A 23,352-nucleotide genomic window follows, 5' to 3' on the forward strand; every position below is an offset into this window, starting at 1 on the left:
CCGGCGCCTGCTGCGGTCTTTCCATAACGAAAGTGGCAATCATGAACTACACCTACCCTCAAACAACGATCGACGCGCTGGCCGGGGAGCTGCGCGGCATTCTGGGCGAGCGCGGGGTCACCACCGACCTTGCGATGCGTGAGAAGGCCTCGATCGACGGAGCCAAGCTCTCACCTGTCATCATGGAGCAGCTTCCGCTCGGCCTCGCGGACCTTGTCGCCTTCCCGGCTACGGCCGATGAGATCGTCCAGGCAGTGGGGGCGGCGGTGCGCCACGGTGTCTCCATTACCCCGCGGGGCAAGGGCACGGGAAACTACGGCCAGGCAATTCCGATGCCAGGCGGGCTCGTCCTCGACGTATCGCGAGCGAAGGGCATTCTCGACGTCGGGGATGGCTATGTCACGGCCGAAGCCGGGGCCACCATGATCCAGCTGGAAACAGCAGCCCGCGCCGCCGGCCAGGAATTGCTCATGTACCCGTCCACCGCCCAAAGCACCATCGGCGGCTTCCTCTCCGGCGGGTCCGGAGGCACCGGCTCCATCGAGCATGGTGTCATAGCCCAGGGGGACTTCGTGATCGCGCTGGACGTCGTTCACGCCGTCCCCAATCCCGAGCTAATCCACGTCGAGGGCCCAGAAGCCCAAAGCTACCTTCACAACTACGGCACCGCCGGCATCATCGCCCGCGCCACCGTAAAACTCGAACCGCTGCGCGAATGGCGCGCGTTCTACGCGAGCTTCCCGGCCTTCGAGGGGGCGCTTTCCATCATCCGCGAGCTCGGGCAGGTCGCACCGACCCCGCGCCTCGTCTCGGCGGACCTGCCGATGCTCGCCGCCGCGCTGCCCGTCGATGCGGCCATCCCGGCTGGCCGGGCCAGCCTGCGCGCCATCCTGGACGTGGCCGCCCTGCCCGCTGCCACCGCCCTCGTCGAACAGGCGGGCGGGCACGTGGAAGACGTCCGGGGAGGCCCTCAGGCGGTCATCAAACTCAGCATGATCTCCTACAATCATCCGATCGAGTGGTTACAGAAGGCGCACCCTGACACCTATTTCCACGTCGAAGTGGCAGGCGATGCCCTGATTGAACGCATCGACGAGGTCCACGCCGTGTACCCCGGCGGAATGCTCCACATCGAGGCACAACGCGACTACCCGATCGGCCAGCTCGCCGGGCGCTACGAAAGCAAGGCCGAAGTGGAGGCCGGCCTGGAGCGGCTCAAGAACCTGGGGGTGCGCGTCCACAACCCGCACCAATGGTTCGTCGATTTCGAGGTCCAGAGAACCAAGGATCTCGCCGCCGTGACCGACCCCTTCCGGCTCCTCAACCCCGGGAAGCTCATCAACGACGAAGAACAGCCGCACGGCCTCATGTCGGTTAAGGCCCAGCGATGACTCGCAATCTCGCAGAACTTTCCGGCCCCGCCGCCGCTTCGATCCTCTCACCATCGTCAGTGATCGTGGTGCCCACGGGCGCGATCGAACACCACGGCCCGCACCTGCCCCTGATAACCGATTATCTCCTGGCCGACTCGGTGGGCAACGCTGCCGTAGAGCGCGCGGCTGCCGCCGGCGTCGACGTCTGGATATTGCCGACCCTGGCCTACACCAAATCGGACGAACACGCCTGGGCACCGGGAACCGTGTGGCTCAGCTGGGACGCGATGATGAAGACCGTGATCGACATCGGCCGGTCCGTGGCCTCCACCCCGGCCAGGACGCTGGTGTTCCTGAACGGGCACGGCGGCAATGTGGCGCTCTTGCAGGTGGCCTTGCGGGAGATCCGCCGCCGCTTCGGCCTCAACACCTTTCTAATGGGAGTCCGGGCATCGGCCGACGGCGTGGAGCCGCCAGAGGAAGAGTGCGGGCTCGGCATCCACGGCGGCCACTCCGAAACCTCGCTCATCATGCACATCCGCCCCGACCTGGTGGACACGTCGCTCGCGGAGCGGAATGTACCCGCCCACATTGCCAACTCTCAATACATTGGATTCCATTCCAAACCGGTCAGCTTTGGCTGGCTCTCCAACGACTTCGGTCCCATTGGGGTGGTGGGGGATCCGAGGTGGGCCAACGCAGCCGACGGCGCTGCCCTCTTCGAGGCAGCGGTCGCCCAAGCCGCCGCGGCGCTGGATGAAATCTCTCGTTTCCGGCCGGCCGGGGACGACGCATGATCAATTCTTCTGTGACCTTCCGGCCGTCGGCCAGCGGACCAACTGCGCCGTGAAATGAGCATCGCTCCTCGATGAAGCAGCTACCACATCAACCCCTGCTGCCTTTAATGCCACGATCTGCGCATGTGGCAGTGCTCTGGCTTCACCACCGAACCCGACGCGGTGCTTGCAGAACGCACTCGATGACCTGAAGGAGGACCCCATGGCCGATGCGCCAATCCTCAAACACCTAAACGACCTGATCGCACACGCGATTTCTCCAGGCGACACCGTCAAGCTCGTACCGCTAACCGGGCCGTCCGACGGCTCTCCGACAAGCGCCTTCTTTGAAATCTGGGAACCACGGGGCGTGCAGCCGGCCAATTCCCATCCGGATTCCGTTGAAATCTTCATCATCCTCAACGGTGAAGGCGAAGCCGTAAGCGACGAGCACACGGTCTCCATCAAGTCGGGAGACGTGCTAATACTTCCAAGCGGATCCGTACATCACATCCGCAACACTTCAGAGACTGAGCGACTGTATGCGGTGACAATAATGGCAAACGACATGGGGTCCATGAAGAAAGGCTTCGAAGACCTTGTCACATCGGGGCGAACGGTTGACTTTGAGGAACCGGACAAGGCCGCGATCTTCGTCGGACTCGCCCCAATCGGCAAAGTGGTCGCCGACCCGCTTCATGGACAACGACATGTCTGAGCCAGGGTCGGGCTAGGCAAGCCGAAGATCTCACCGCGATGAATCTGAAACCCGACCCGAATTGATCGTGGGCAGCAGGTCCCGCCGTTGGTCGCGCGCGTGGATGCTGCCAGCCAAACCGCCACTGAACGGGCTCCCGGATTTCGTCCGACTCAAGGAGCGAATCTGCGACCTTCGCCACCCGCTACGCCGCCATCATCCTCTATCAGAACCCCACCCGCTACCTGTTGAGGGCGAGTCCCTGACCCCAGCGGCCTCTTCCACCTGGCGGAGGTAGATTAATCGCCGTCCCGAAAGGCTGAACATATTGTCTGTTCTTCAGACTTCGAAAAACTCCTCCAATAACGCCGATCGTGAGGCTCTCAAAATTTGGCTGATGATCGTCCTGACATTTGCGACGGGCGTCGGAGACGCTGTCGGCTACCTTGGCCTTGACAAGGTCTTCGTCGGCAATATGACCGGAAACATCGTCATCATCGGCATGGCTTTGGCCGGGAGCTCGGGCCTACCTCTATTCGGCCCGCTGATCGCTTTGGCAGGCTTCAGCGCAGGGGCTGCGGGTGCCGGGTGGGTTCTGCGCGGTCCCGAACTCCGATGGACTTGGCGGGTGTCAGCCATTCTGGGGGCTTCCAGCCTCATACTCATGACAATAAGTGCGGCCGCCTGGCTGTTCGACGGGCAACTCAGCCCTATGCAGAAGAACGTATTCGCGACGGCCATGGCCTTCGAGATGGGACTCCAGGCCTGCGTTGCGCGGAGGCTCGCCGTGCGTGACATGACGACGGTCGTGGTCACTGCGACCCTGGTCTCTTTCGCGGGGGAGTCATTGGTCGGCCGGCCAAAGGGTCGAGTGTGGAATCGAAGGCTCGCCGCAGTAACTGCCATCCTCGCCGGAGCCTTGACGGGAGCGGCACTACAGCATGTGCATCTGGGCCTGGCCTTGGCCGCGGCAAGCTGCCTCACGATAGGGATGACTGTCACTGGACACCTCAGGTGGAATGGGCGATCTAGCGGTGCCCAAACGGACTGACACTCCTGGAGCGGGAAATGAACATGATCCGGGCCTACGTCCTTGCCGGCGTGGCCGCCTCGCCAAACCGGGTTCCAGTCATCACCAAGAATTCTGTAAACGCCTCGTACCGCTCCCCCATGCCCTCAAGAATCAACCGGAGCTCGGCGTGAGTCGGGAACCTTGCATCGTTCCCGGCCTTCTCACCAGACGGAGCTGCACGCCCCGACAAGGATTGTCCTTTCGGTACCGCAGTATCACAGCCGTACCGACAGAAGGTCGCCCCAAAAGGTCAATATGTTCTTGGATAACGGCGGCGACGGTTGGCGCTTTGGTTTGGCTCTTGACCATCGCGTGCTGGGCGATTTCAAAGGACTGGTGGTTTGCATCGAGCAGCCGCTTGAGGGTCTTTGCTTCGGACGCCGTGGAGAAGGTGATTCCTTCTTGCTTACGCGTCTCGGGGTTGCGCCAGCGGACCGTGAACGAAGTCGATCCGTCAGATTTTTTTCGCTCCCAAATGCTGGCCTTGGCAAGAATTCTAGGCTTCGTGTGCACACAAAACGAGGTTTTGTGTGCACACTCAGAGGCCCAAAAGGGCCCCTGAGGTGGGAAAACACTGTGCCCGAGGTGGGACTCGAACCGCATTCCAGGCCCCGGAAACGCAGGGAAGTCCAGAAAACATGCCGAGCACGGCGCCGTCCGACCCCGGTACGGCCCAGTCCGACGGCGAGAATGTGCACACTGTGCACACCCCGATTTTGGCTTTCGAACTCCCCCGCCGACTGCTCAGCGGGAATTCCGTCCCATCTGCCTGCGACCCCCTCCACCGGACCTACCGTCGAATCAGATGCTTCTCGATCAGGATGGCGCTGCGCTGCAAACCGTTTGATCCAAAGCATCAGGACCATCAGTCTCCAGGCCGTGGTGTGTTGCCGTCGATGGACGGATGAACCCTGGCCACGGACCTGTCCACCCCGACGAGGTGCTGGACCGGCAGGGGTGCCGTCACCGAGAGACGGCCGGCCGGGGTTCTGTGACCGGCACGTCGATATCATGGCCCTGTGAGCCGAGATACACCACGTGGCTGGCTGTTTCGGAGACGGCCAGGCGCAGCGAGAAGGCCTGCAGGGACTCCCAGCCGCGGGACCACGTCAGGTGGCGGGCAATATCCCAAATGGTTTCGGGCCGGTGCGTTTCCAGCACCCGAAGGACCTCGGCGGAGCGTTCGCGGTTGTGTTCTATTAGCTGTGCGACCCGCCGCTGCATACCGATAAAGCGGTACTCATGCGCTGGGCAGACCTCCATCGCATCCTCGAAAGCGATCAGGTCCAGGGATTCGTAGTAGTTCGCCAGCGGGTTTGCCGGTCCGGGCAGCTCCAGCGCTATGTGCGGCGAGATGCGCGGCAGAACATGGTCCCCGCTGAAAATCAGGCCGTGCGGCTCATCGACCAGGCAGATATGCCCCGGTGAATGCCCGGGAGTGGTGACCACCCGCAGGTCGAGCCCCTTAGCGGGCACCAGGCTGCCGTCGGCGAGCCGCAGGTCCGGATCGGCGAGGTTCCGCAGATGGATGAGGCCGAGGCGGTCCAGGGCCGCCTCGGCGAGCCTGTCCCCCGGCACGCCCCATAACGTCAGTTCCTCACGGTCGTTGTGCAGGACAAGGTCAGCGTCAGCAGAGGCGGTGAGCCGGCGCACTTCCTTATCGCCCAGGGCGACCCACGCCCCCGATGCCGTGCGCAGCCGGGCGGCCATGCCCAGATGGTCCGAGTGGAAATGGGTGACCACAATGCCCGTCAGGTCGGTCAGGCCCACGCCCGCATGCCGCAGACCGGCGGCCAATTGGTCGAGGCCCGCATCACTGTCCCAGCCCGGATCGATCAGGACCACGTCACCGTCCCCCAGGAGCAAATAGCTCAGGGTGTAGCGCATGGGATTGTCGGGGAACGGGACCGGGATGGACCACACATCCTTGCCGAGCTGCTCCACGGGCGGCACCACCTTGTTCTGCCACGCTTCTTTCTGGGCGAGGCCGGTGATGATAATCGGCGGCAGATTCATCAGTTCCTCTCAAGGACGGCAAGAATACGGGTGGGGTGCGGACGGACCTCATCCGGATTCCGGATTCCGTCCGTTCATTCTGGCATAGGGCACATAGTCCCAGATGGCTCCGGATTCTAGGCCGGAACCTTGCAGTCCTTGGAAGCAGCGGCCGCCCGAGGTGTTCGTCCGCATGGCCGGCCGTCCCTTCCCGCGCGTCTGCGTGCTGCGCGATCGGCCCGGCCGCGCACTTGGAGATCAGCGGGCCAGCACGCGCGACAGGGCCGCGCTGACCTCGGGGAGAGTCCACAATCTCGCCATCAGCGCGCCCTCGCCGCGCGCGGCGCCGATACGTTCAGCGGCAGGTGCGCGCAGGCTCCCCTTCACACGGGTGAACGTCGATGGCGGCGATGCAGCGAGGGCCTCGGCGCGTTCTCGCGCCGAGGCGAGAAGCAGATCCGCAGCGACCACCTCGTCAATGAGGCCCGCGCGCAGCGCGTCGTCCGGCGCGTATGCTTTGGCGCCGTAGACGACGGAGGCGAGCCGGTGCCCGAGGACATGCCTCATGATCTCCACTGTCACGACAGGGAACGGAACCCCGACGACCAGCTCCGGCAGCCCGATCGTTCCACCCGACATGAGGCGGACATCGGCGGTGGCTGCGAGCACGCAACCGCCGGCGATCGCATGCCCCTCGATGGCGGCAACGACAGGCATCCGACAGGCGAAGGCTGTGGCGTACAGCTCTTCGAGCGCGGTAAGGAACTCGACCGCATACGGCTCGCCCTCGTCGAGCAGACGCCGCAGATCGGCGCCTGCGGAGAAGGCGCGTCCGTTGCCGGTAAGGACTACGGCGCGATACGACGAGAACGACTCGAACGCGTCGCGCAGACCTCGGGCCAGCTCGAGATCCAACGCATTGACCTTGCCGTGGCTGATGCGGACCGTCGCAATGCCGTCCTGCTCGGATATATCGATCATGTCGACGCCGGAAACGTCAGATCCGTATGGATGTTGGGTGTCATTCAGCTACCGTTCGCTTGATGTAGGTGGCCAGGACCTCCCGTTTGAGCATCTTGCCCATGGCGTTACGAGGAAGCGTGTCCCAGAAATCGATTCTCCGGGGCACTTTGTAGTGGGCGATTCTTGCGCGCAGGAACTCGATCAGTTCGCGCTCCAGCTCGGGGGATGCCGCATGGTCAGGCTCCAGCTGCACGACGCCGTGCACGCGCTGTCCCATCTCCGCGTCCGGCACCCCGATGACGGCGATGTCGAATACGGCGTCGTGCAGCGCGAGGGCGTTCTCCACCTCCTGCGGGTAGATGTTCACGCCACCCGCGATGATCATGAAGGACACCCTGTCGGTGAGGAAAAGGAAGCCTTCGTCGTCGACGTGGCCAATATCGCCGACCGAGGACCAGTTCTCGTTTGCCGGATGCTGCGCGGCTCGCGTCTTGTCCGGGGCGTTGTGATAGGCGAAGGGCATGACGTCGCGTTCGAAGTAGACGATTCCGTCCTCGAAGGCGTCGAGCTCGTTGCCCTCGTCGTCGCAGATGTGCAGGATTCCCAGCCCGGCCTTGCCCACGGTGCCGGGATGAGCGGCCCAGGTCGCGGAGTCGGTGAAGGTGATGCCGATGGCCTCCGTCGAGGAATAATACTCGAACAGGATCGGCCCCCACCACTCGATGATGCCTGCTTTGACCTCCACGGCGCAGGGCGCCGCCGCGTGCACCGCGACCCGGTGCGAGGACAGATCGTACTTCGCACGGACCTCGGCCGGCAGCTTCAGAAGTCGCACGAACATCGTCGGCACCCATTGGCTATGGGTGACGGCGTACCTCTCGATCGTCTGCAACGCCGTCTCCGCGTCGAACTTGCGCAATGAGACGACCGTGCCGCCGACGGAGTGGATCATGCCTCCGAAACGCAGCGGTGCGCCGTGATACAGAGGCGCGGGGTTGAGGTAGATCGAATCCGAGTCCCAGCCGAAGATCGGTCCGAAGACTCCGAGCAGCGGGTCGGAGCCCTCGCTGGCGAGATACGGCGGCAGCGGCGCCTGAACGCCCTTGGGAAGACCGGTCGTGCCTGAGGAGTAGACCATCTCGCGTCCACGAGGTTCGTGATCGAGCGGGCCTTCGGGTGCTGCGGCTAGGGCCTCTTCGAGGTCGTCGAAACCGTCGATCGCCCCACCGGAGGCGAGCAGCAGCCGTACTTGGATCAGCGGAAGGACCTCGGCGATGACTGCCGCGAAGTCCGCGGCCACGACGAATGCCTTCGCGTCGCAGTCGTTCACGATGTAGGCGATCTCCGTGGAGGAGAGCTGCGCGTTGACGGGCGTCATGTAGAGCCCGCTGCGCATCGCGGCCCAGTACACCTCGTAGTACAGCGGCGAGTTGTGCGCGAGCATGGCGACCGTATCGCCCGGCCGCAGGCCGGCGGCGAAGAGTACCTGCGCCAGACGTGCGGAGCGATCCTCCAGTTGTTGGTAGGTGAGTGTCTCACCGCTTTCGACCAAGATGAACGCGGGCTTGTCCGGGGTCAGGGCGGCGTGGGCTCCGGGATACATTTCGTTCTCCTCTTCGAGACGATGGTCGGTCGAGCCGACCTCTGAATTATCAAGTCAGTGCTGACTGCCTGCGGGTCATCGCCCGTCCAGGAAGCTAGGACGGCGTCGGCAAGAGCACGGGTTCGTCGTCCGAGGATCGGTCCGTGCTCATCCGAGCCCTTCCGCGCGCTGCGCCTTGCTCTCCGCGGTGACCGCAAGCGACCGCTCCCTCGCCTCGGCCCAGTCGCCGGCGCTCAGTCTGGATAGGCCCGCGAAGGTCGCTGGGCCCGCGAGTCGCTGACCACCGTCGACGGCGATCGTCTCACCGGTGAGGTAGTCGCAGGCATCGGACAGCAGAAAGACGGCGAGCGCGGCGAGTTCCTCGGAAGTGCCCAGCCTGCCTTGCGGCACTCCATCTGCCTGTGTAGCGCCCACAGAGGCGGCGGCCGTCGGACTAAGCGCCTCCCAGGCGAAGGCCGTCCGGATCGGACCCGGTGCCAGAGCGTTGACCCGGATGCCGTGGCCTGCCCATTCCACCGCCAGGGAGAGGGTCATGGCGTTGACGGCCGCCTTCGCCATGGCAGATGGCACAACGAAAGCCGATCCCGTCCACACCCAGCTCGTCAGGGTGGAAAGGATCACGCCACCTCGACCCTCCTCGATCCATCTCCGCCCGACAGCTAGACTCGTGGCGAAAGAGCCACGCATGACCGTGCCGGTCACCGCGTCGAACGCGTTCATGCTGATCGACTCGGTCGGCGCGATGAAGTTGCCTGCCGCATTGTTGACCAGACTCGTGAGAGGGCCGTGCTCGGACCAGATGCGCCCCACCGTCTCGTCTACAGCGACGTCCTCGCGGATGTCGATGGCGTCGAAGCGAGCCGCGTCGGCACGTTCTCGATTGAGCTCGTCGACCGCCGCTCGCAGCACTGCAGGGCGACGACCCCAGAGGTGCACACGCGCGCCGTGCGCGACGAATGCGCGGGCCATCCCGAGGCCGAGGCCGGAGCCGCCTCCCGTGATGAGAATGCTCCGCCCTGCGAGTGCATCCGGCGCGAACGGCGAGATGTAAGTCACACGTGCCGCTTCAGCCATGTGACCACGTCGGCGGTGATCTCGTCACGGTTGGTCTCGTTGAACACCTCATGGCGCGCCTCAGGGAACAGGCGAACGGTCACGTCGGTCATTCCGGCGTCCCGATAGCGCGCGCCCAGCAGCTCGACGAGCTGACCGCCGCCGCTGAGCGGGTCTGTGTCTCCGGACACGATGAGCACCGGCAGATCCGACCGGATCCCGGCGAGCTGCTCCGGATCGGCCAGCCTCGGGGCCGTGCCGAAGAGCTGCGGGATGGTGTCCGGCGCCAGGTCGAACCCGCAGCGCGGGTCGGCGACGTAGGCCGCGACCTCCGCCTCGTCTCGGGAGAGCCACTCGTATCCGGTGTCGCCCTCGAAGCCCGAGTTGAGGAAGGTCAGATCATTGCCGAGGTCGCCTGCTTCTGCGAGGCCGGCCGCGAGGGCATCGAGTGACGTCGATCCGGTGAGCACCACACCGGCGTACAGATCCGAGCGGTCCAGAAGCAGCTCCTGCGATGCGAAGGATCCCATCGAGTGGCCGAGCAGGAAGACTAGAAGGCTCGGATGCTGTGCCGCGATGGACTCGCCGAGGGTGACGACGTCGGCGACCAGCGCACTCCACCCCGCCTCGCCGAAGGAGCCGAGGGAGACATCGCCGCCGACGGAGGACCCGTGACCGCGGTGGTCGTTCGCGTACACTTCGAAGCCCGCTGCGGTGAGGGCGTTCGCAAGGCGGTCGTAGCGGGTCGCGTACTCCGCGAGCCCGTGCGCGATCTGCACAACGACACGTGGCGCGTCGCTCCTCCAGCGGTAGGTCGCGACTTTCAACGCATCTCGGGTAGATGTGAATGAAGATTCATCATAACTCATGCGTCCATCGTGGCCATGGTTCGTCCCGATGTCAACGTTTTTTGCACAGAATCAGGTGTTTTTGGGACAGAACACGATGTGAGCTCGTCTATGCCCGAGCACTAAAGTGAATTTACAATCACTTCTCATGAGTTGTTGTGGATTTTTGCGACACCGACGGGATGCGCGAGCTGAGCAGCCACGTCACCGACATCGTCTCCGATTGGGGCGGTGCTGGAATGGTCGAGCTCCAGATCGTCTGCGACATCTCCGGCGCGTCGCCAGACGGAGCCCGCCACTCTCATGACCCGCAGGGCCGCCTGGCTGCACCACAACGGGCAACCCGCAGGCGAGGCCTCGAACGTCGCTAAGTACGCCGCGGCAGAGGCGGCCCACGAACGCATCGTCGAGCGCATGAGGGGGTCCTGCTGCGCGCAGATCGCTGACAGCCGTCAACGACCGGCTGACGGCTCCAGTCCCTCCCTGAGTTCCGCGGCGGCGGCCGGCGAGGCCGCGGCGTGGGCGTCGGGTGCTTTCCCCAGTTCCAGGCACAGGATGCCGACGATCACCAGCGCGATTCCAATGATCTGGACCGGCGTCATCGACTCCCGGTAGAGCAGGAAGCTGAGCGCAGCTACGGCGATCACTCCTACACCGCCCCAGATGGCGTAGGCGATGCCGAGCGGGAATCCGCTGTCCAGGCAGCGCTGCAGAGCGGCAAAGGCGAGCACGTATCCGACGACGGCGATGGGCAGCGCCCACCATCTCGGGGTCTCGCCCGTCGTGAGCCTGAGAATCATTGTCGCCGCGACCTCGCAGACGATCGCGACCGAGAGAAACAACGCGCCCATGCCCGTCCTCATCCCGATCGTTCCGCGCCCAGGCCGAGACCTTCGCGCCTGGCGGCGGATCCCATGCCTGCGAGTTGCTCGACGAGCTGCCCGGCCACCAGGCTCACCGCGGGATAACCCCGCTCTGCCATCAGCGCAGCCGCCGACGCGAGGATCTGCTCCCGTCGTGCACGCCCGTGGACCGTCGGTGTGTGGAGGAATGCGGTCGAGGAGGTCATTCGCCAAGATCTCCTTCCGCAGTCGACTCTCGCAACAAGGCGGCCGGCAGCGGCACGGGTCGTGACCTGAGGAACTCGCCGAGACCCTTGGCCTGCGCATCCGTTCTCGTCGAGGATGCGACCCCGTCACCGAGGATTCCCACGACGATGAAGTTCAGCGCGCGCACATTCGGCAGTTCGTAGCGGCGAACCTCCAGTTGCGCGATCTCCGGCAGCAGCTCGCGCAGTCGCCCGGCGGTCAGATACCCGTACAGCCACTCGTATTCCGCGTCCGTGCGGGTCCACACGCCGATGTTGGCGTTCCCGCCCTTGTCTCCGGAGCGCGTCCCCGCCACCTCGCCCAGCGGCACGATCACGACCTCGCCCGCTTCCGGCGGAGCCGGCACCACGGCTGGGTGCACGGGCGGGGCCGCCGCAGCCGCCGCGTCTCCTCGAGGAAGGGGCATCAACTCCACACTCCCGTCATCCAGCACCAGCCGCGGCGTCACCGCCAGTGCGGGGATGAGCGCGGGCCAATACACGCCGTATGCGGACTCCGAGGAGGGCGGTGTCGTTGCGTAGACACCTGCATAGCTGCCCAGGACGAGCTCGAGCACGGCGTTGGAGAAGGAACGTCCGACCTTCTTGGGATCGGTGTCCTTCACCGTGAACACCAGGTGCGACGTTGCGTCCGCCTGCGTCGCCGGATCGGGATGATCGCTGCGAACGAGCAGCGCCTCCGCCGCGTCGAACGATTCCTTGCCGCCCACCCTCTCCCAAAGCAGCGATTCGGCATGAGCCGCCTTCTGCTCGATGTCGGGGGCGGTCAGGGCGAGCGTCATGGTGTTGCGATATCCGCCCGAGTAGTTGATCGCGACCTTGACCTGGCCGGTCGGCGCCGTGCCTCGCGCGCCTGCGACCCGCACACGGTTCGGCCCAACAGGTGTGACGGAGACCGTATCGAACCAGGTGGTCACATCCGGCCCTCCGTATGCGGGGGCGCCGATCTCGTAGAGCAGTTGCGCGATCACCGTGTCGACGGAGACGAGGCCGCCGGTGTCGACCGGCTTGGTGATTACGCTCGAGCCATCTTCCGAGATCTCGGCGATCGGGTATCCGGGATAGCGGCGGTCGGTGATGTCACCGAGGAAGCTGAAGTTGCCCCCGGTGACCTGCGTGCCGCATTCCAGGAGATGCCCCGCGATCACCCCTCCGGCCAGACGATCCCAGTCCTCTTCGCCCCAGCCATGCCACCATGCCGCAGGCCCCACAACGAGCGAAGCATCCGTCACCCGGCCGGTCACGACGACGTCGCTGCCCGCCTGGAGCGCCCGGGCGATCGGCCACGCCCCGAGATAGGCGTTCGCTGTGATGGGCTCGACCTCCAGATCGGCGAGTGGCCGTCCATTGTCGAGATGACGGATTTCGTGTCCCGCGCGCTGCAGCTCGGGAAGGATGCCGAGCACATCATCGCCGTCCGCGAATGCGATGCGCGGATGCAGGCCGAGACGTTCGGATAGCGCGCCAAGTCGTGTAGCCAACCCCGCGGGGTTCAGCCCTCCGGCGTTGGCGACGATCCGGATTCCACGATCGAGGCAGGTGCCGAGCACCTGCTCCATCTGCGTGAGGAACGTGGTCGCATAGCCGCCATCCGGATCGCGCTGACGTGACTTGTGAAGGATATACATCGTCAGCTCTGCCAGGTAGTCGCCGGTGATGATGTCGACATCGCCCCCGGAGACCATGTCCGCCGCCGCGCGGAGGCGGTCGCCGTAGAAGCCGGACACGTTTCCGATTCGAACGGCGCTGAGAGGCCGGCCCGCCTGATCGGACATCATCATCGACCTTTCCATTCGGGAGTTCGCTTCTCGCGGAATGCCCGCGGCCCCTCCTGTGCATCATCCGAGAGATAGACAGACGCGAAGATGCGCTCGGATTCGTCGAGCGCATCGGACAGGTGCCGCTCGCGCGAGGCGTAGACGACTGCCTTCGCCGCCCGCACCGACAGCGGCGCGTTTGCGGCGATCCGGTCGGCGAGCGCCTGGGCGCGATCGTGCAGGTCCGCGGCCGGCACGACATGATTCACGAAGCCGATCTCGTATGCGCGCTGGGCCGAGATGGCGTCGCCGGTCAGCACGAGTTCCAGCGCCACCTTCGGCGGTATCCACCAGGGCAGCGGCGCCGACCACGGCGAGCCTCGCCCCACCTTCACCTCGGTCACGGCGAAGCGCGCCTGCTCGGATGCGATGACCAAGTCCGCGTTCTGCACCAGCAGGAAGCCCCCGGCGAACGCGACGCCGTTGACTGCGGCGATGATTGGCTTGTCGACCTGGATGTTGCGCTGAAACTGCGGAACGAAGTCCGGCGGCGGAACGGTGAGCTCCGTCTCCGCCATCTCCTTCAAATCGCCGCCGGCGCAGAACGCCGCGTCGCCGGCTCCCGTGAGGACCATGACGGCCGCATCCTGATCCTCGTTGAACCGTCGGGTTGCCGCGAACAGCCGCTCCCGCACAGCGCGATTGAGCGCGTTGCGCGCCTCCGGACGGTTGATCGTCACCCAGGCGGCGGCGCCACGGCGCTCGTACAGCACCTCGTCACTCATCGCCATCCTCCCCGGCATCGTCGACCACGGCGAGGATTTGACCCAGGTCCACCTGCTGGCCCTGTTCGACGAGGATCCCAGAGACCGTACCGTCGACGGGAGCGCGAACGACGTGCTCCATCTTCATCGCTTCCAGGACGAGCACGATCTGCCCGGCTGCGACCCGCTCCCCTGCCGACACCTCGAGACGCACCACGGAACCGGGCATCGGTGCCGCGAGCGAACCGGCGGCCGCCTGCGTGCCCGGTTCGGGTAGCAGGCCGAGCTCTATCAGCTCGACTCCCCCGAAACGCCCGTCGATATCGATCCGCGTTCCGTGGATCGCGACCTGCAGGCTCTCGCGCACCCCGTTCACCACAAGATTTACCGCGTAGACATCCGGGCCGATGCCCTCGACCGAAAACGAGATCCGGCCGAGCGACAGCTCATCGACCGAGATTTCCGCGATCTTCTCCGTGACCCGATATCGCACGTCCCGCTCCGCACGGCCATCCCCGAATCGGACGAGCGCCGGCTGTGAGGGGAGGTTGCGAAAACCAGGGGTCACTGCGCGCTGGACCTTCGCCTCGGAACGGCGATGCGCCCGTAGAGCCAGCACTGCGCCGGCCGCGGCGAGATCCCGCTCTGCGCCGCTCGGGACGACGGCGAGCTCGCCCACCGAGTGGCGTTCCAGATACGCCGTGTCGGTGATTCCGGCGAGGAACTCGGATTCGCGTAGAATCCCGACGAGCACCTCTCTATTGGTACCAACGCCGTGGATACGGCTCGTGTGCAGAGCTCTCGCGAGGGCGAGAGCGGCCTCGGCCCTGGTCGGTGCGTGGGCAATGAGCTTCGCCAGCATCGGATCGTAGTGGATGCTCACCGCATCTCCGGCGGCGAAGCCGGTGTCGGCACGGACGCCGGCCCCGAGTGAGAATTCGCGGAGTACTCCCGAGGTGGGCAGGAATCCGGCGGCCGGGTCTTCGGCGTAAAGGCGCGCCTCGATGGCGTGGCCGGTCATTGAGGCCGTCCGCGCCTCTTCCGGCAGCTCCTCGCCCTGGGCGACCAGCAGCTGCAGCCGCACTAGGTCGAGCCCGGTGACCGATTCGGTCACCGGGTGCTCCACCTGGAGCCGCGTGTTCACCTCGAGGAAGAAGAAGTCGCCGCTCTGGTCGAGGATGAACTCGACCGTGCCGGCGCCGACATAGCCGATGGCCTCGCCTGCTGCGATGGCTGCATCGCCGAGACGGGCCCGCAGCTGCGGCGTCACCACGGGCGATGGCGACTCCTCGATGATCTTCTGGTAGCGCCGCTGGATCGAACAGTCCCGCTCGAAGAGACTGATCACCCGTCCCGTGGTATCGCCGAAGATCTGCACTTCGATGTGGCGGGGGCCGTGACATACCGCTCCAGGAAGACGGTGTCATCGCCAAACGCGGAGCCTGCCTCGCGACGCGCCGAGGCGACAGCCTCGCCAAGATCCGACGGGTCCGCGACGATCCGCATGCCACGCCCCCCGCCCCCGGCCGACGCCTTGACGAGGACCGGATACCCGATGCGCTTGCCCAGCAACGCCAGGTCCTCGTCGTTGAAGTTGTTGGTGACCGTTCCGCCGGGGAGGACGGGGACGCCGGATTCCTCCATCAGCGACTTCGCCCGGATCTTCGATCCCATGGCTGACATCGCATCCGGGGTCGGTCCGACGAAGGTGATTCCCGCGGCACCGACGGACGCGGCAAACTCGGCGTTCTCAGAGAGGAAGCCGTACCCGGGGTGGATGGCATCGGCGCCGGTCCTCCGCGCCGCGTCGAGGATCAGATCCCCTCGAAGGTAGGTGTCCGCGGGTGCGACTCCCGGCAGATGCACCGCGCGATCCGCTTCTCGTACGAAGAGTGCATCGGCGTCGGCGTCCGAGTAGACCGCGACGGTCTCGATTCCCATCTCGCGAGCGCTGCGGATGACGCGTACGGCGATCTCGCCGCGGTTGGCGACGAGGAGGGTCCTGATGCGCTGCCGGGCGGTGGTGTCGGTCAGTGTCATTTCGTGCTCACATTCGGAAGACGCCGAAGCCGGGCCGACCGGCCACAGTTGCGGAGTGGGTAGCGGAGAGCGCGATGCCGAGTGCGTCTCTCGTCTGGCGGGGGTCGATGATGCCGTCGTCGTAGAGACGGCCGGACATGAAGTACGACTGCGATTCGGCCTCGATCTGCTGTTCGATCTGCGCTCGCTGCTGGGCGTCGGCGTCCTCGTCGAATGCACGGCCCGCCCGCTCCGCGGAGCCGCGACCGACGATGGAGAGCACGCCTGCTAGCTGCGTGGCGCCCATGACGGCCTGGCGCATGTTCGGCCAGCTGAACAGGAATCGCGGGTCGAAGGCCCGACCACTCATGCCGTAGTTGCCTGCGCCGAATGAGGCCGCCATGTTCACGGTGATGTGCGGGACCGTGCTGTTGGTGACGGCGTTGATCATCTTCGCACCGTCCTTGATGATCCCGGCCTGCTCATATGCCGTTCCGACCATATACCCGGTGGTGTTCTGCAGGAAGATCAGCGGGGTATGGGTCTGGTTGGCGAGCAGGATGAACTCCGCCGCCTTCTTCGCCTCGTCGCCGAAGAGGACGCCGCGATGATTGGCGAGCACACCGATCGGGTAGCCGTGCAAGCTTGCCCAGCCCGTGACGAGGCTCGTGCCGTAGAGCTCCTTGTACTCGTCGAAGTCGGAGTCGTCAACGATGCGGGCGAGCACCTCGCGCGGATCGAACGGCACGCGCTGGTCGCGGGAGATGATGCCCAAAAGCTCTTCCGCGCTGTAGCGCGGCGGACGCGGCACGGTCCGGGCATCCGGACCATGTTTGCGCCAATTCAGACGGGAGACGATCTGCCGTCCGATGCGGATCGCGTCCCGCTCGTCCACAGCGAAGTAGTCGCTCACACCGGAAGTGCGTGAGTGCATGGCTGCGCCGCCCAGCTCTTCGCCGTCCGCATCCTCGCCGGTCGCCATCTTCACCAAGGGAGGGCCACCGAGGAATACCTGGGCCTGTTTATCGACGAGCACTGCGTAGTCACTCATCCCGGGGACGTACGCGCCCCCCGCCGTCGAGTTGCCGAACACGAGCGAGACCGAGGGGATGCCGGCGGCGGACAGTGCGGTCAGCTCGTGGAAGATCCGGCCGGCGGGGACGAAGAGATCAGCCTGGGTGGGCAGGTCCGCCCCGCCGGACTCGACGAGGTACAACACCGGAAGCCGGTTGACCCTCGCGATCTCGAGAGCCCGGAGGTTCTTGCGCAGCGTGTACGGATTCATGGTCCCTCCGCGCACCGTCGGCTCGTGGGCGATGATCATGCATTCGACGCCTGAGACGACACCGACACCGGTGACGATAACGCCGCCGACGGTGAACCCCGTGCCCCAACCGGCCAGCGTGGACAGTTCGAGGAAGGCCGAGTCCGCGTCGACCAGCAGCTCGATCCGTTCGCGCACGGTGAGCCGACCTCGAGCGCGATGGCGTTCGAGGGAACGCTCTCCCTCACCCATCACGACCTTGGCGGTCTCTGCTTCGAGGTCGGCGATGAGTGCGAGCCCCGCTTCGCGATTAGCGAGGTACTCTTCGCTCGCGGTGTCGACGCGGCTGACGATGACGCTCATGCGACGTCCGCATCCGCGTATGCTTCGCCACGGTCCGCACGCTCACGAAGTGAGGCCGGCGGACGCAGGTGATCCCCATAGCGATCGGCGAGCTCGTCGGCGCGGGCGACGAAACCGGCAGGGCCGCCCTCGTACGAGCTGATGTACTGCAGCACGCCACCGGTCCATGACGGAAAGCCGATACCAAGGAGCGAGCCGATGTTCGCATCCCGCACGGAGCGCAGCACACCCTCGTCGAGACAGTGCACGGCCTCGAGCGCCTCGGCGAACAGCATCCGTTCCTGCAGGTCGGCGAACGCGATGTCCGTGCGTCCGGAACCGAACGCCTCTCGCAAACCTGGCCAGAGCCCGAGCCGCCGGCCGTCGGCGTCGTAGTCGTAGAACCCGCCGCCACCGGCACGACCGGGGCGGCCGAGCACGTCGACGAGTTCGTCGATGACGGCTGCGGAGCCGTGCTCTACCGTGGCTACGCGCTCGTCTGCGGCGGCTGCTTCCGCCTCCTTGCGGATCTTCTGCGGCAATGTCAGTGTGAGCTCGTCGATCAGCTGCAACGGACCGGCGGGATAGCCCGCCTGCAGCGCCGCCTGCTCGACGCGCTGCGGCTCGACGCCTTCGCCGACGGCGGCAACGGCCTCGTTGAGAAATGTGATGATCGTCCGGCTCGTGAAGAAGCCACGGCTGTCGTCCACCACGATTGGGGTCTTGCCGAGCTGGCGGGCGAAATCGAAGGCGCGGGCGAGCGCCTCGTCCCCGGTCTTCTCCCCCACGATGATCTCCACCAAGGGCATCCGGTCCACCGGCAAGAAGAAGTGGATGCCGATGAAGTCCGCCGGACGCGACACGCCTTCAGCCAGAGACGTGATCGGCAGTGTCGAGGTGTTCGATGCGAGCAGGGCATCTGGTGCCACCACTGCCTCAGCCGCTTGGAACACGCCCTGCTTTACCGAGACGGACTCGAACACCGCCTCGACGACGACGTCCGCCCCGGCCAGATCTGCGTCGTCGTCCGTGGGCGTGATCCGCGCGAGCAGTTCATCGCCGCGCTCACGGGTGATGCGTCCGCGCTCGACTTGCCCTGCGACGATCTTCTCAGCAACCTGCTTGCCGCGCCCGGCCGCCTCAGGGGTCATGTCCTTGAGCACGACGTCGATACCCGCCTTCGCGCTGACATAGGCGATGCCCGCTCCCATCATCCCGGCACCGAGGACCGCGACGCGCTGTGCTGTCCGCTGCGGGATGCCCACGGGGCGGCTCCCGCCCGCGTTGACCGCCTGCAGGTCGAAGAACGTGGACTGGATGAGGTTCTTCGCTATCCGGCCGCTGGCGATGCTCACGAAGTAGCGCGTCTCGATGTCGCCCGCGGTGTCGATGTCGAGCAGCGCGCCCTCGACTGCCGCCGCGACGATGGCCCGCGATGCGGGCGCCGGTGCTCCCCTGGTCTGCTTGCGCAGCGCCGCCGAGAGCATGCCCAGTTCGCCTCCTGAAGCGGGCCAGAAAAGGTCACTGCCCGGCACCCGGTAGCCGGGGACATCCCAAGGCTGCACGGCGTGTGGGTTTGCGAGGATCCAGGCGCGCGCTGCCGGAAGGAGCGCCTCAGAATCGGCCACGAGTTCGTCGACGAGACCGAACTCGAGCGCCTCCAGCGGTGAGAAGCGCCTGCCGGTCAGCAGCACGTCGCGCACGGCCGGCACGACGCCGAACAGTCGCACGGTCCGAACGACGCCGCCGCCGCCCGGCAGCAGCCCCAGGCCCACTTCGGGGAGACCGACCACCGCGCCGCGTACGTCCGCGACGATCCGACGGTGGGTGGCGAGGGCGATCTCGAGCCCGCCGCCCAGGGCGGCACCTGCGATCACGGAGACAACGGGGCGCCCCAGCGTCTCAAGCCGTCGCAGCTGTCTCTTGACCGTGTCGGAGTCGTGGGCTATCCGCTCGTTGTCCTCCGGTGTGTAGGAGAGGATGTCCTCAAGGTTCCCGCCGGCGAAGAAGGTCTTCTTCGCCGATGCCAGGATGATGCCTGTGACACTGTCGATCTCCGCGGAGAGCCGGTCCAGGCTCACCTCCATCGAGGCCACGTACGCCTCGTTCATCGTGTTCGCCGACGATGACGGATCGTCGAGCGTGAGAACGACGATGCCGTCGTCCCCTTGCTGCCAAGTGATGGTGCTGCTCTCGCTCATGGTTTTCGTCCTCTCTGTCCGCTGACCGGCACGGCCGTCAGACCCGCTCGATAATCGTGGCGACAGCCATGCCGCCGCCGATGCACAGGGTGATCAGTCCGCGCTTCGCGTCGCGGCGTTCCAATTCGTCCAGGACCGTGCCCACGAGCATCGCTCCGGTCGCACCCAGCGGATGGCCCATCGCGATGGCGCCGCCGTTGACGTTCACCTTGTCCCAGGGGAGTTTGAGGTCCTTGACCCACTTCAGGACAACTGCCGCGAAGGCCTCATTGATCTCGAACAGGTCAATGTCATCGCACGTGAGTCCGGCGACCTCCAGCACCTTGCGCGTGGCAGGCGTGGGACCGGTCAGCATGATCGTGGGGTCTGCGCCGCTCACAGCGGTCGCGACCACCCGTGCCCGCGGGGCCAGCCCGAACCGCTCGCCCGCACTCCCGCTGCCGACCGCGACGAGGGCCGCCCCGTCGACGATTCCCGAGGAATTCCCGCCGTGGTGCACATGGGTGATCCTCTCCACATCCACATACCGCTGCAGCGCGGCGGCGTCGAAACCTGCTCGTCCCAGCCCATCGAACGCGGGCTTGAGGGCGGCCAGCGCCTCCGCTGTCGTGCCGGGGCGGCGGTGCTCATCCGTGTCGAGCAGGACCTTCCCTGTGATGTCGCAGACGGGCACAACCGAACGGTCGAACCTGCCCTCACGCCAAGCCGCCTCGGCGCGCTGCTGGGAGCGGATCGCGTAGGCGTCGACATCGTCGCGGGTGAAGCCCTCGATCGTCGCGATCAGGTCGGCTCCGATCCCCTGCGGCGCGAAGTACGCGTCATAGGTCGTGGTCGGGTCGTTGAAGAGAGGACCTGCATCTGTTCCCAGGGGTACCCGGGACATCGACTCGACGCCACCGGCGAACACGAGCTGCTCCCAGCCGGAACGCACTTTCTGCGCGGCGATGTTGACAGCTTCCAGTCCCGATCCGCAGAAACGGTTGAGCTGGGTCCCGCCCACCGTGTCCGGCAGCCCGGCCGCGATCGCCGCGGCCTTGGCGATGTCCCCGCCTTGATCGCCCACTGCGGAGACCACTCCCAGCACCAGATCGTCCACGGCTGCCATGTCCAGGTCGGGCAGCCGACGACGCAGCTCGTCGATGAGCCCCACGACCAGGTCGATCGGCTTCGTGCTGTGCAGCGACCCGCGTTTTCCGCGACCCCGCGGAGTGCGGATCGCCTCGTAGATGTATGCCTCCGCCATCGTCATTCCTTCCCGGCCCCATCGGCCTGTGATTGCCACGCAGAGCGGGCCTGGTCGTATTCATGGAGCAGTTGGTCCACCAGCTCCCTTACGGGCAGCACTTCCTGCACCGAGGAGACACTGTGCCCCGCACTCCAGACGTCGTTCCATCCGAGAAGTCGGTCCTGCCGGTAGTCGCCCTCCGCAACGTCTGCGACGTTGCGTCCGATCCATTCGCGCAGCAGATTCGCCGGCAACCCGCCGACCGCTGTCGAGAGGACGACGTCGTCCAAGGATGAGGAGACCAGCGCCGCCCGATAGGCGTCGTCGGCGAGGCTCTCCTGCGCAGCGATGAAGCGGGTGCCGAGGTAGGCGAGGTCCGCGCCGAGCGCCTGTGCCGCGAGGACGGCGGCGCCGTCTCCGATCCCGCCGGCCAACACGATTGTCCCCTCGAATCGCGCACGCACCGCCCGTACGAAGGCGAAGGGATTCATCCATCCGGTCTGCCCGCCGGCACCAGCTGTCAACAGGACCAGGCCGTCGACACCTGCGTCCAGACAGCGATCGACGTGCGCGAGTGTGGCGACGTCGGCGAAGACCAGACTGCCCGCGTCGTGCAGAGGCCCGACGGCGGCTTCCGGCGAGCCGACGCTGGTGATCACGAGCGGGACACGATGGGCGACCAGCGTCGCAAGTTCCTCATCGCGATGGTGGTTGGATCGATGCATGATCAGGTTCGGCGCGAAGGGTGCCGCCGGCTCGTCGCGCTCCGAGAGGCGGCGATCCAATGCGGTGAGCCAGGCGTCGAGACTTCCGGACGTCCCTTCGCGCCGCGCGTTGTGCACAGGGAACGAACCGATCACACCGGCTTCGCACGAGGCGGCGACAAGCTCGAATCCCGAGACGGCGGTCATAGGAGCGGCGATCACGGGAAGGGTGAGACGCGCTTTCAAAGGCGGTGGCAGACTCACAGGTGCTCCTCATCGTCGTCGATGCTGTCGCGGATGCTCGATGTATCCGTCTTCGATCGCTACGATATAACATAATTGTGATTAAGTGAATTTATAGTAACCAACCAGCGAGAATCGGATCCTGGATCCGAGAGAGGACTGCCCGTGGCATCTCTTACGCCCACCCGGCCGCGCACCCGGCCGCGCAATCGTCGCGAGATGATCCTGCGCGCGGCCGCGGATCTTTTCGCCGAGCACGGCTACCACAACGTCAACACCGAGGACATCGCCGCCGCGGCCGGCATCGGCGCGAGTGCGCTCTACCGTCATTTCAGAAACAAGCACGAGCTGCTCGAGTTGGCCTTGGCGAGCGAGTTCCAGGCGGTGAGCTCCGCGCTCGCTGAGGCCGCGCCGCGCGACATCGACTCGGCGATCGCCGTGCTCGCCCGTGCCTTCGGCGGACGGCCGCGGATGGGCCTGCTGTGGAGCAGGGAGTCCCGCCATCTCGACGATCCGGCTAAGCAGCGCATCCGCGGGCCCTTTTTCGAGGTGCGCGGCACGCTGGAAGGACTCATCCGCGAGCGCACGCAGGGCGGCGACCCCGAGCTGACGGCGATGGCCGTCATCGCCGTGCTCACCAGTCCCGCCTACCACCAGACGACCCTGCCGCCAGATCGCATGATCGCGCTGCTGATCGAGTTGAGCATGATCGCGGTGGCAACGCCGCTCACCGGCCGCGACGGCGCCCGGCCCCAGCCCGAGCCGGATGGGGTGACGTCATCATCGCGACCCAGTGCGATCATGGCTGCGGCGACCCGCCTATTCAGCGTCAAGGGCTACCAGACCGTGACCATGCAGGACATCGGCGCCGCCGTCGGCGCCACGAGCGCGAGTCTCTACCGTCACTTCCCCACCAAGGGCGACCTCCTCACCGCGATCATGACGCGCGCGACGGAAGCTCTGCACGTCGGACTCGCCGATGCGCTGGCGGGTGCGGCATCCCCGCGTGAGGCTCTTCGCGCGACCGTGACGGCGTACGTCTCCTTCGCCACGCGTCATCGCGACCTGCTGGGAGTGCTCGTGACCGAGCTGCCGAACATCCCGGAGCCGGACCGCCGCAGGCTTCGCGCCGCGCAGCGGGAGTACGTCTCGGAGTGGTTCGCCCTGCAGGCGGCTGCCCGGCCGGAGCAGGACCGGGCCGTGACGCGCTTCCGCGTGCACGCCGCCCTCGCCATCGTCAACGACGCCGTCCGCACAACCCGGCTCAGCAGCCACCCGGGCGTCGTCCGCAACATCGTGGACCTGGCCGTCAGCGTGCTGGAAAACTAAGGACTGCTTTCATGGA

20 protein-coding genes and 2 pseudogenes are annotated in these 23,352 nt (G+C 65.9%); 7 read left to right on the forward strand and 15 right to left on the reverse strand.

The annotated features are described in order from the left end of the window. Positions 1-41: 41 nt before the first annotated feature. The 4 genes from ABD742_RS12980 to ABD742_RS12995 all read left to right on the forward strand — a co-directional run bounded on the left by ABD742_RS12980 (position 42) and on the right by ABD742_RS12995 (position 3,897). Entirely contained in the window at positions 42-1,391 is a 1,350-nt protein-coding gene (locus ABD742_RS12980) for an FAD-binding oxidoreductase (protein WP_234750505.1), read from the forward strand. After that, positions 1,388-2,170, forward strand: a complete 783-nt coding sequence (locus tag ABD742_RS12985; RefSeq protein ID WP_234750504.1) for a creatininase family protein — start codon at positions 1,388-1,390, stop codon at positions 2,168-2,170. Before ABD742_RS12980 ends, ABD742_RS12985 begins: the two co-directional genes overlap by 4 nt. 202 nt (positions 2,171-2,372) lie before the next feature. Then, on the forward strand, positions 2,373-2,867 hold the full coding sequence (locus tag ABD742_RS12990) for a cupin domain-containing protein (protein ID WP_234750503.1): 495 nt from the start codon (positions 2,373-2,375) through the stop codon (positions 2,865-2,867). Positions 2,868-3,243: 376 nt separating this feature from the next. Then, entirely contained in the window at positions 3,244-3,897 is a 654-nt protein-coding gene (locus ABD742_RS12995; protein ID WP_234750502.1) for a YoaK family protein, read from the forward strand. Positions 3,898-4,881: 984 nt separating this feature from the next. Here the strand turns inward: ABD742_RS12995 and ABD742_RS13000 are convergent. From ABD742_RS13000 to ABD742_RS13020, 5 genes are all read right to left on the reverse strand, one after another. After that, complete coding sequence (locus ABD742_RS13000) at positions 4,882-5,934, reverse strand: MBL fold metallo-hydrolase (RefSeq protein WP_234750501.1); 1,053 nt, start codon at positions 5,932-5,934, stop codon at positions 4,882-4,884. 237 nt (positions 5,935-6,171) lie between these two features. Beyond that, a complete protein-coding gene (locus tag ABD742_RS13005; protein WP_234750500.1) occupies positions 6,172-6,894 on the reverse strand; it encodes an enoyl-CoA hydratase/isomerase family protein in 723 nt (240 codons plus the stop codon). Between the two features lie 40 nt (positions 6,895-6,934). Continuing rightward, complete coding sequence (locus ABD742_RS13010; RefSeq protein WP_234750499.1) at positions 6,935-8,479, reverse strand: acyl-CoA synthetase; 1,545 nt, start codon at positions 8,477-8,479, stop codon at positions 6,935-6,937. Between the two features lie 147 nt (positions 8,480-8,626). After that, complete coding sequence (locus ABD742_RS13015) at positions 8,627-9,535, reverse strand: SDR family oxidoreductase (RefSeq protein ID WP_344788145.1); 909 nt, start codon at positions 9,533-9,535, stop codon at positions 8,627-8,629. Then, positions 9,532-10,401 (reverse strand): alpha/beta fold hydrolase, encoded by an 870-nt coding sequence (locus ABD742_RS13020; RefSeq protein WP_234750497.1) that lies wholly within the window; start codon positions 10,399-10,401, stop codon positions 9,532-9,534. Before ABD742_RS13020 ends, ABD742_RS13015 begins: the two co-directional genes overlap by 4 nt. 137 nt (positions 10,402-10,538) lie before the next feature. On the opposite strand from ABD742_RS13020, the gene ABD742_RS13025 reads away from it, so the two are divergent. Together ABD742_RS13025 and ABD742_RS13030 are read left to right on the forward strand one after the other, a co-directional pair. Next, positions 10,539-10,751, forward strand: coding sequence for a hypothetical protein (locus tag ABD742_RS13025; RefSeq protein WP_234750708.1), 213 nt, complete (start codon positions 10,539-10,541; stop codon positions 10,749-10,751). Then, positions 10,684-10,995: a hypothetical protein gene (locus tag ABD742_RS13030; protein WP_234750496.1), complete on the forward strand. Its 312-nt coding sequence runs from the start codon at positions 10,684-10,686 to the stop codon at positions 10,993-10,995. The genes ABD742_RS13025 and ABD742_RS13030 overlap by 68 nt, the downstream gene beginning before the upstream one ends. Here ABD742_RS13030 and ABD742_RS13035 read toward each other — a convergent pair. The 10 genes and pseudogenes from ABD742_RS13035 to ABD742_RS13080 all read right to left on the reverse strand — a co-directional run. Next, positions 10,959-11,243, reverse strand: a pseudogene (locus tag ABD742_RS13035) (DMT family transporter); the annotation flags it as partial. The gene ABD742_RS13030 and the pseudogene ABD742_RS13035 overlap by 37 nt on opposite strands. Continuing rightward, positions 11,240-11,449: a hypothetical protein gene (locus ABD742_RS13040; protein WP_234750495.1), complete on the reverse strand. Its 210-nt coding sequence runs from the start codon at positions 11,447-11,449 to the stop codon at positions 11,240-11,242. The pseudogene ABD742_RS13035 and the gene ABD742_RS13040, both read right to left, overlap by 4 nt. Continuing rightward, the gene (locus ABD742_RS13045) at positions 11,446-13,269 is read right to left on the reverse strand and encodes an acyclic terpene utilization AtuA family protein (RefSeq protein WP_234750494.1); all 1,824 of its coding nucleotides are present in this window, start codon (positions 13,267-13,269) and stop codon (positions 11,446-11,448) included. Before ABD742_RS13045 ends, ABD742_RS13040 begins: the two co-directional genes overlap by 4 nt. Further along, the gene (locus ABD742_RS13050) at positions 13,266-14,030 is read right to left on the reverse strand and encodes an enoyl-CoA hydratase/isomerase family protein (protein ID WP_184741777.1); all 765 of its coding nucleotides are present in this window, start codon (positions 14,028-14,030) and stop codon (positions 13,266-13,268) included. The genes ABD742_RS13045 and ABD742_RS13050 overlap by 4 nt, the downstream gene beginning before the upstream one ends. Then, the gene (locus tag ABD742_RS24365) at positions 14,023-14,238 is read right to left on the reverse strand and encodes an acyl-CoA carboxylase biotin carboxyl carrier protein subunit (protein ID WP_425547596.1); all 216 of its coding nucleotides are present in this window, start codon (positions 14,236-14,238) and stop codon (positions 14,023-14,025) included. The genes ABD742_RS13050 and ABD742_RS24365 overlap by 8 nt, the downstream gene beginning before the upstream one ends. A gap of 335 nt (positions 14,239-14,573) precedes the next feature. Then, a pseudogene (locus ABD742_RS24370) lies at positions 14,574-16,049 on the reverse strand (biotin carboxylase N-terminal domain-containing protein). A 7-nt stretch (positions 16,050-16,056) separates the two neighbouring features. Continuing rightward, entirely contained in the window at positions 16,057-17,655 is a 1,599-nt protein-coding gene (locus ABD742_RS13065; RefSeq protein ID WP_234750492.1) for an acyl-CoA carboxylase subunit beta, read from the reverse strand. Next, on the reverse strand, positions 17,652-19,835 hold the full coding sequence (locus ABD742_RS13070) for a 3-hydroxyacyl-CoA dehydrogenase NAD-binding domain-containing protein (RefSeq protein WP_234750491.1): 2,184 nt from the start codon (positions 19,833-19,835) through the stop codon (positions 17,652-17,654). The genes ABD742_RS13065 and ABD742_RS13070 overlap by 4 nt, the downstream gene beginning before the upstream one ends. Before the next feature lie 37 nt (positions 19,836-19,872). Beyond that, on the reverse strand, positions 19,873-21,078 hold the full coding sequence (locus tag ABD742_RS13075; RefSeq protein ID WP_234750490.1) for an acetyl-CoA C-acetyltransferase: 1,206 nt from the start codon (positions 21,076-21,078) through the stop codon (positions 19,873-19,875). A 2-nt stretch (positions 21,079-21,080) separates the two neighbouring features. Next, on the reverse strand, positions 21,081-22,028 hold the full coding sequence (locus ABD742_RS13080; protein ID WP_234750489.1) for an NAD(P)H-dependent flavin oxidoreductase: 948 nt from the start codon (positions 22,026-22,028) through the stop codon (positions 21,081-21,083). A gap of 144 nt (positions 22,029-22,172) precedes the next feature. Between ABD742_RS13080 and ABD742_RS13085 the strand changes: the two genes are divergently transcribed. Beyond that, complete coding sequence (locus tag ABD742_RS13085) at positions 22,173-23,336, forward strand: TetR/AcrR family transcriptional regulator (protein WP_344788160.1); 1,164 nt, start codon at positions 22,173-22,175, stop codon at positions 23,334-23,336. Positions 23,337-23,352 lie beyond the last annotated feature (16 nt).

This window comes from Arthrobacter ramosus, assembly GCF_039535095.1.
GTDB classification, from domain to species: domain Bacteria; phylum Actinomycetota; class Actinomycetes; order Actinomycetales; family Micrococcaceae; genus Arthrobacter; species Arthrobacter ramosus.

Bases quoted from the DNA above. Each gene is read 5' to 3' on its own strand.
- ABD742_RS12980 (WP_234750505.1), top strand. From the start codon at position 42: ATGAACTACACCTACCCTCAAACAACGATCGACGCGCTGGCCGGGGAG.
- ABD742_RS12985 (WP_234750504.1), top strand. From the start codon at position 1,388: ATGACTCGCAATCTCGCAGAACTTTCCGGCCCCGCCGCCGCTTCGATC.
- ABD742_RS12990 (WP_234750503.1), top strand. From the start codon at position 2,373: ATGGCCGATGCGCCAATCCTCAAACACCTAAACGACCTGATCGCACAC.
- ABD742_RS12995 (WP_234750502.1), top strand. From the start codon at position 3,244: ATGATCGTCCTGACATTTGCGACGGGCGTCGGAGACGCTGTCGGCTAC.
- ABD742_RS13000 (WP_234750501.1), bottom strand. From the start codon at position 5,934: ATGAATCTGCCGCCGATTATCATCACCGGCCTCGCCCAGAAAGAAGCG.
- ABD742_RS13005 (WP_234750500.1), bottom strand. From the start codon at position 6,894: ATGATCGATATATCCGAGCAGGACGGCATTGCGACGGTCCGCATCAGC.
- ABD742_RS13010 (WP_234750499.1), bottom strand. From the start codon at position 8,479: ATGTATCCCGGAGCCCACGCCGCCCTGACCCCGGACAAGCCCGCGTTC.
- ABD742_RS13020 (WP_234750497.1), bottom strand. From the start codon at position 10,401: ATGAGTTATGATGAATCTTCATTCACATCTACCCGAGATGCGTTGAAA.
- ABD742_RS13030 (WP_234750496.1), top strand. From the start codon at position 10,684: ATGACCCGCAGGGCCGCCTGGCTGCACCACAACGGGCAACCCGCAGGC.
- ABD742_RS13040 (WP_234750495.1), bottom strand. From the start codon at position 11,449: ATGACCTCCTCGACCGCATTCCTCCACACACCGACGGTCCACGGGCGT.
- ABD742_RS13045 (WP_234750494.1), bottom strand. From the start codon at position 13,269: ATGATGATGTCCGATCAGGCGGGCCGGCCTCTCAGCGCCGTTCGAATC.
- ABD742_RS13050 (WP_184741777.1), bottom strand. From the start codon at position 14,030: ATGAGTGACGAGGTGCTGTACGAGCGCCGTGGCGCCGCCGCCTGGGTG.
- ABD742_RS24365 (WP_425547596.1), bottom strand. From the start codon at position 14,238: ATGCCCGGTTCCGTGGTGCGTCTCGAGGTGTCGGCAGGGGAGCGGGTC.
- ABD742_RS13065 (WP_234750492.1), bottom strand. From the start codon at position 17,655: ATGAGCGTCATCGTCAGCCGCGTCGACACCGCGAGCGAAGAGTACCTC.
- ABD742_RS13070 (WP_234750491.1), bottom strand. From the start codon at position 19,835: ATGAGCGAGAGCAGCACCATCACTTGGCAGCAAGGGGACGACGGCATC.
- ABD742_RS13075 (WP_234750490.1), bottom strand. From the start codon at position 21,078: ATGGCGGAGGCATACATCTACGAGGCGATCCGCACTCCGCGGGGTCGC.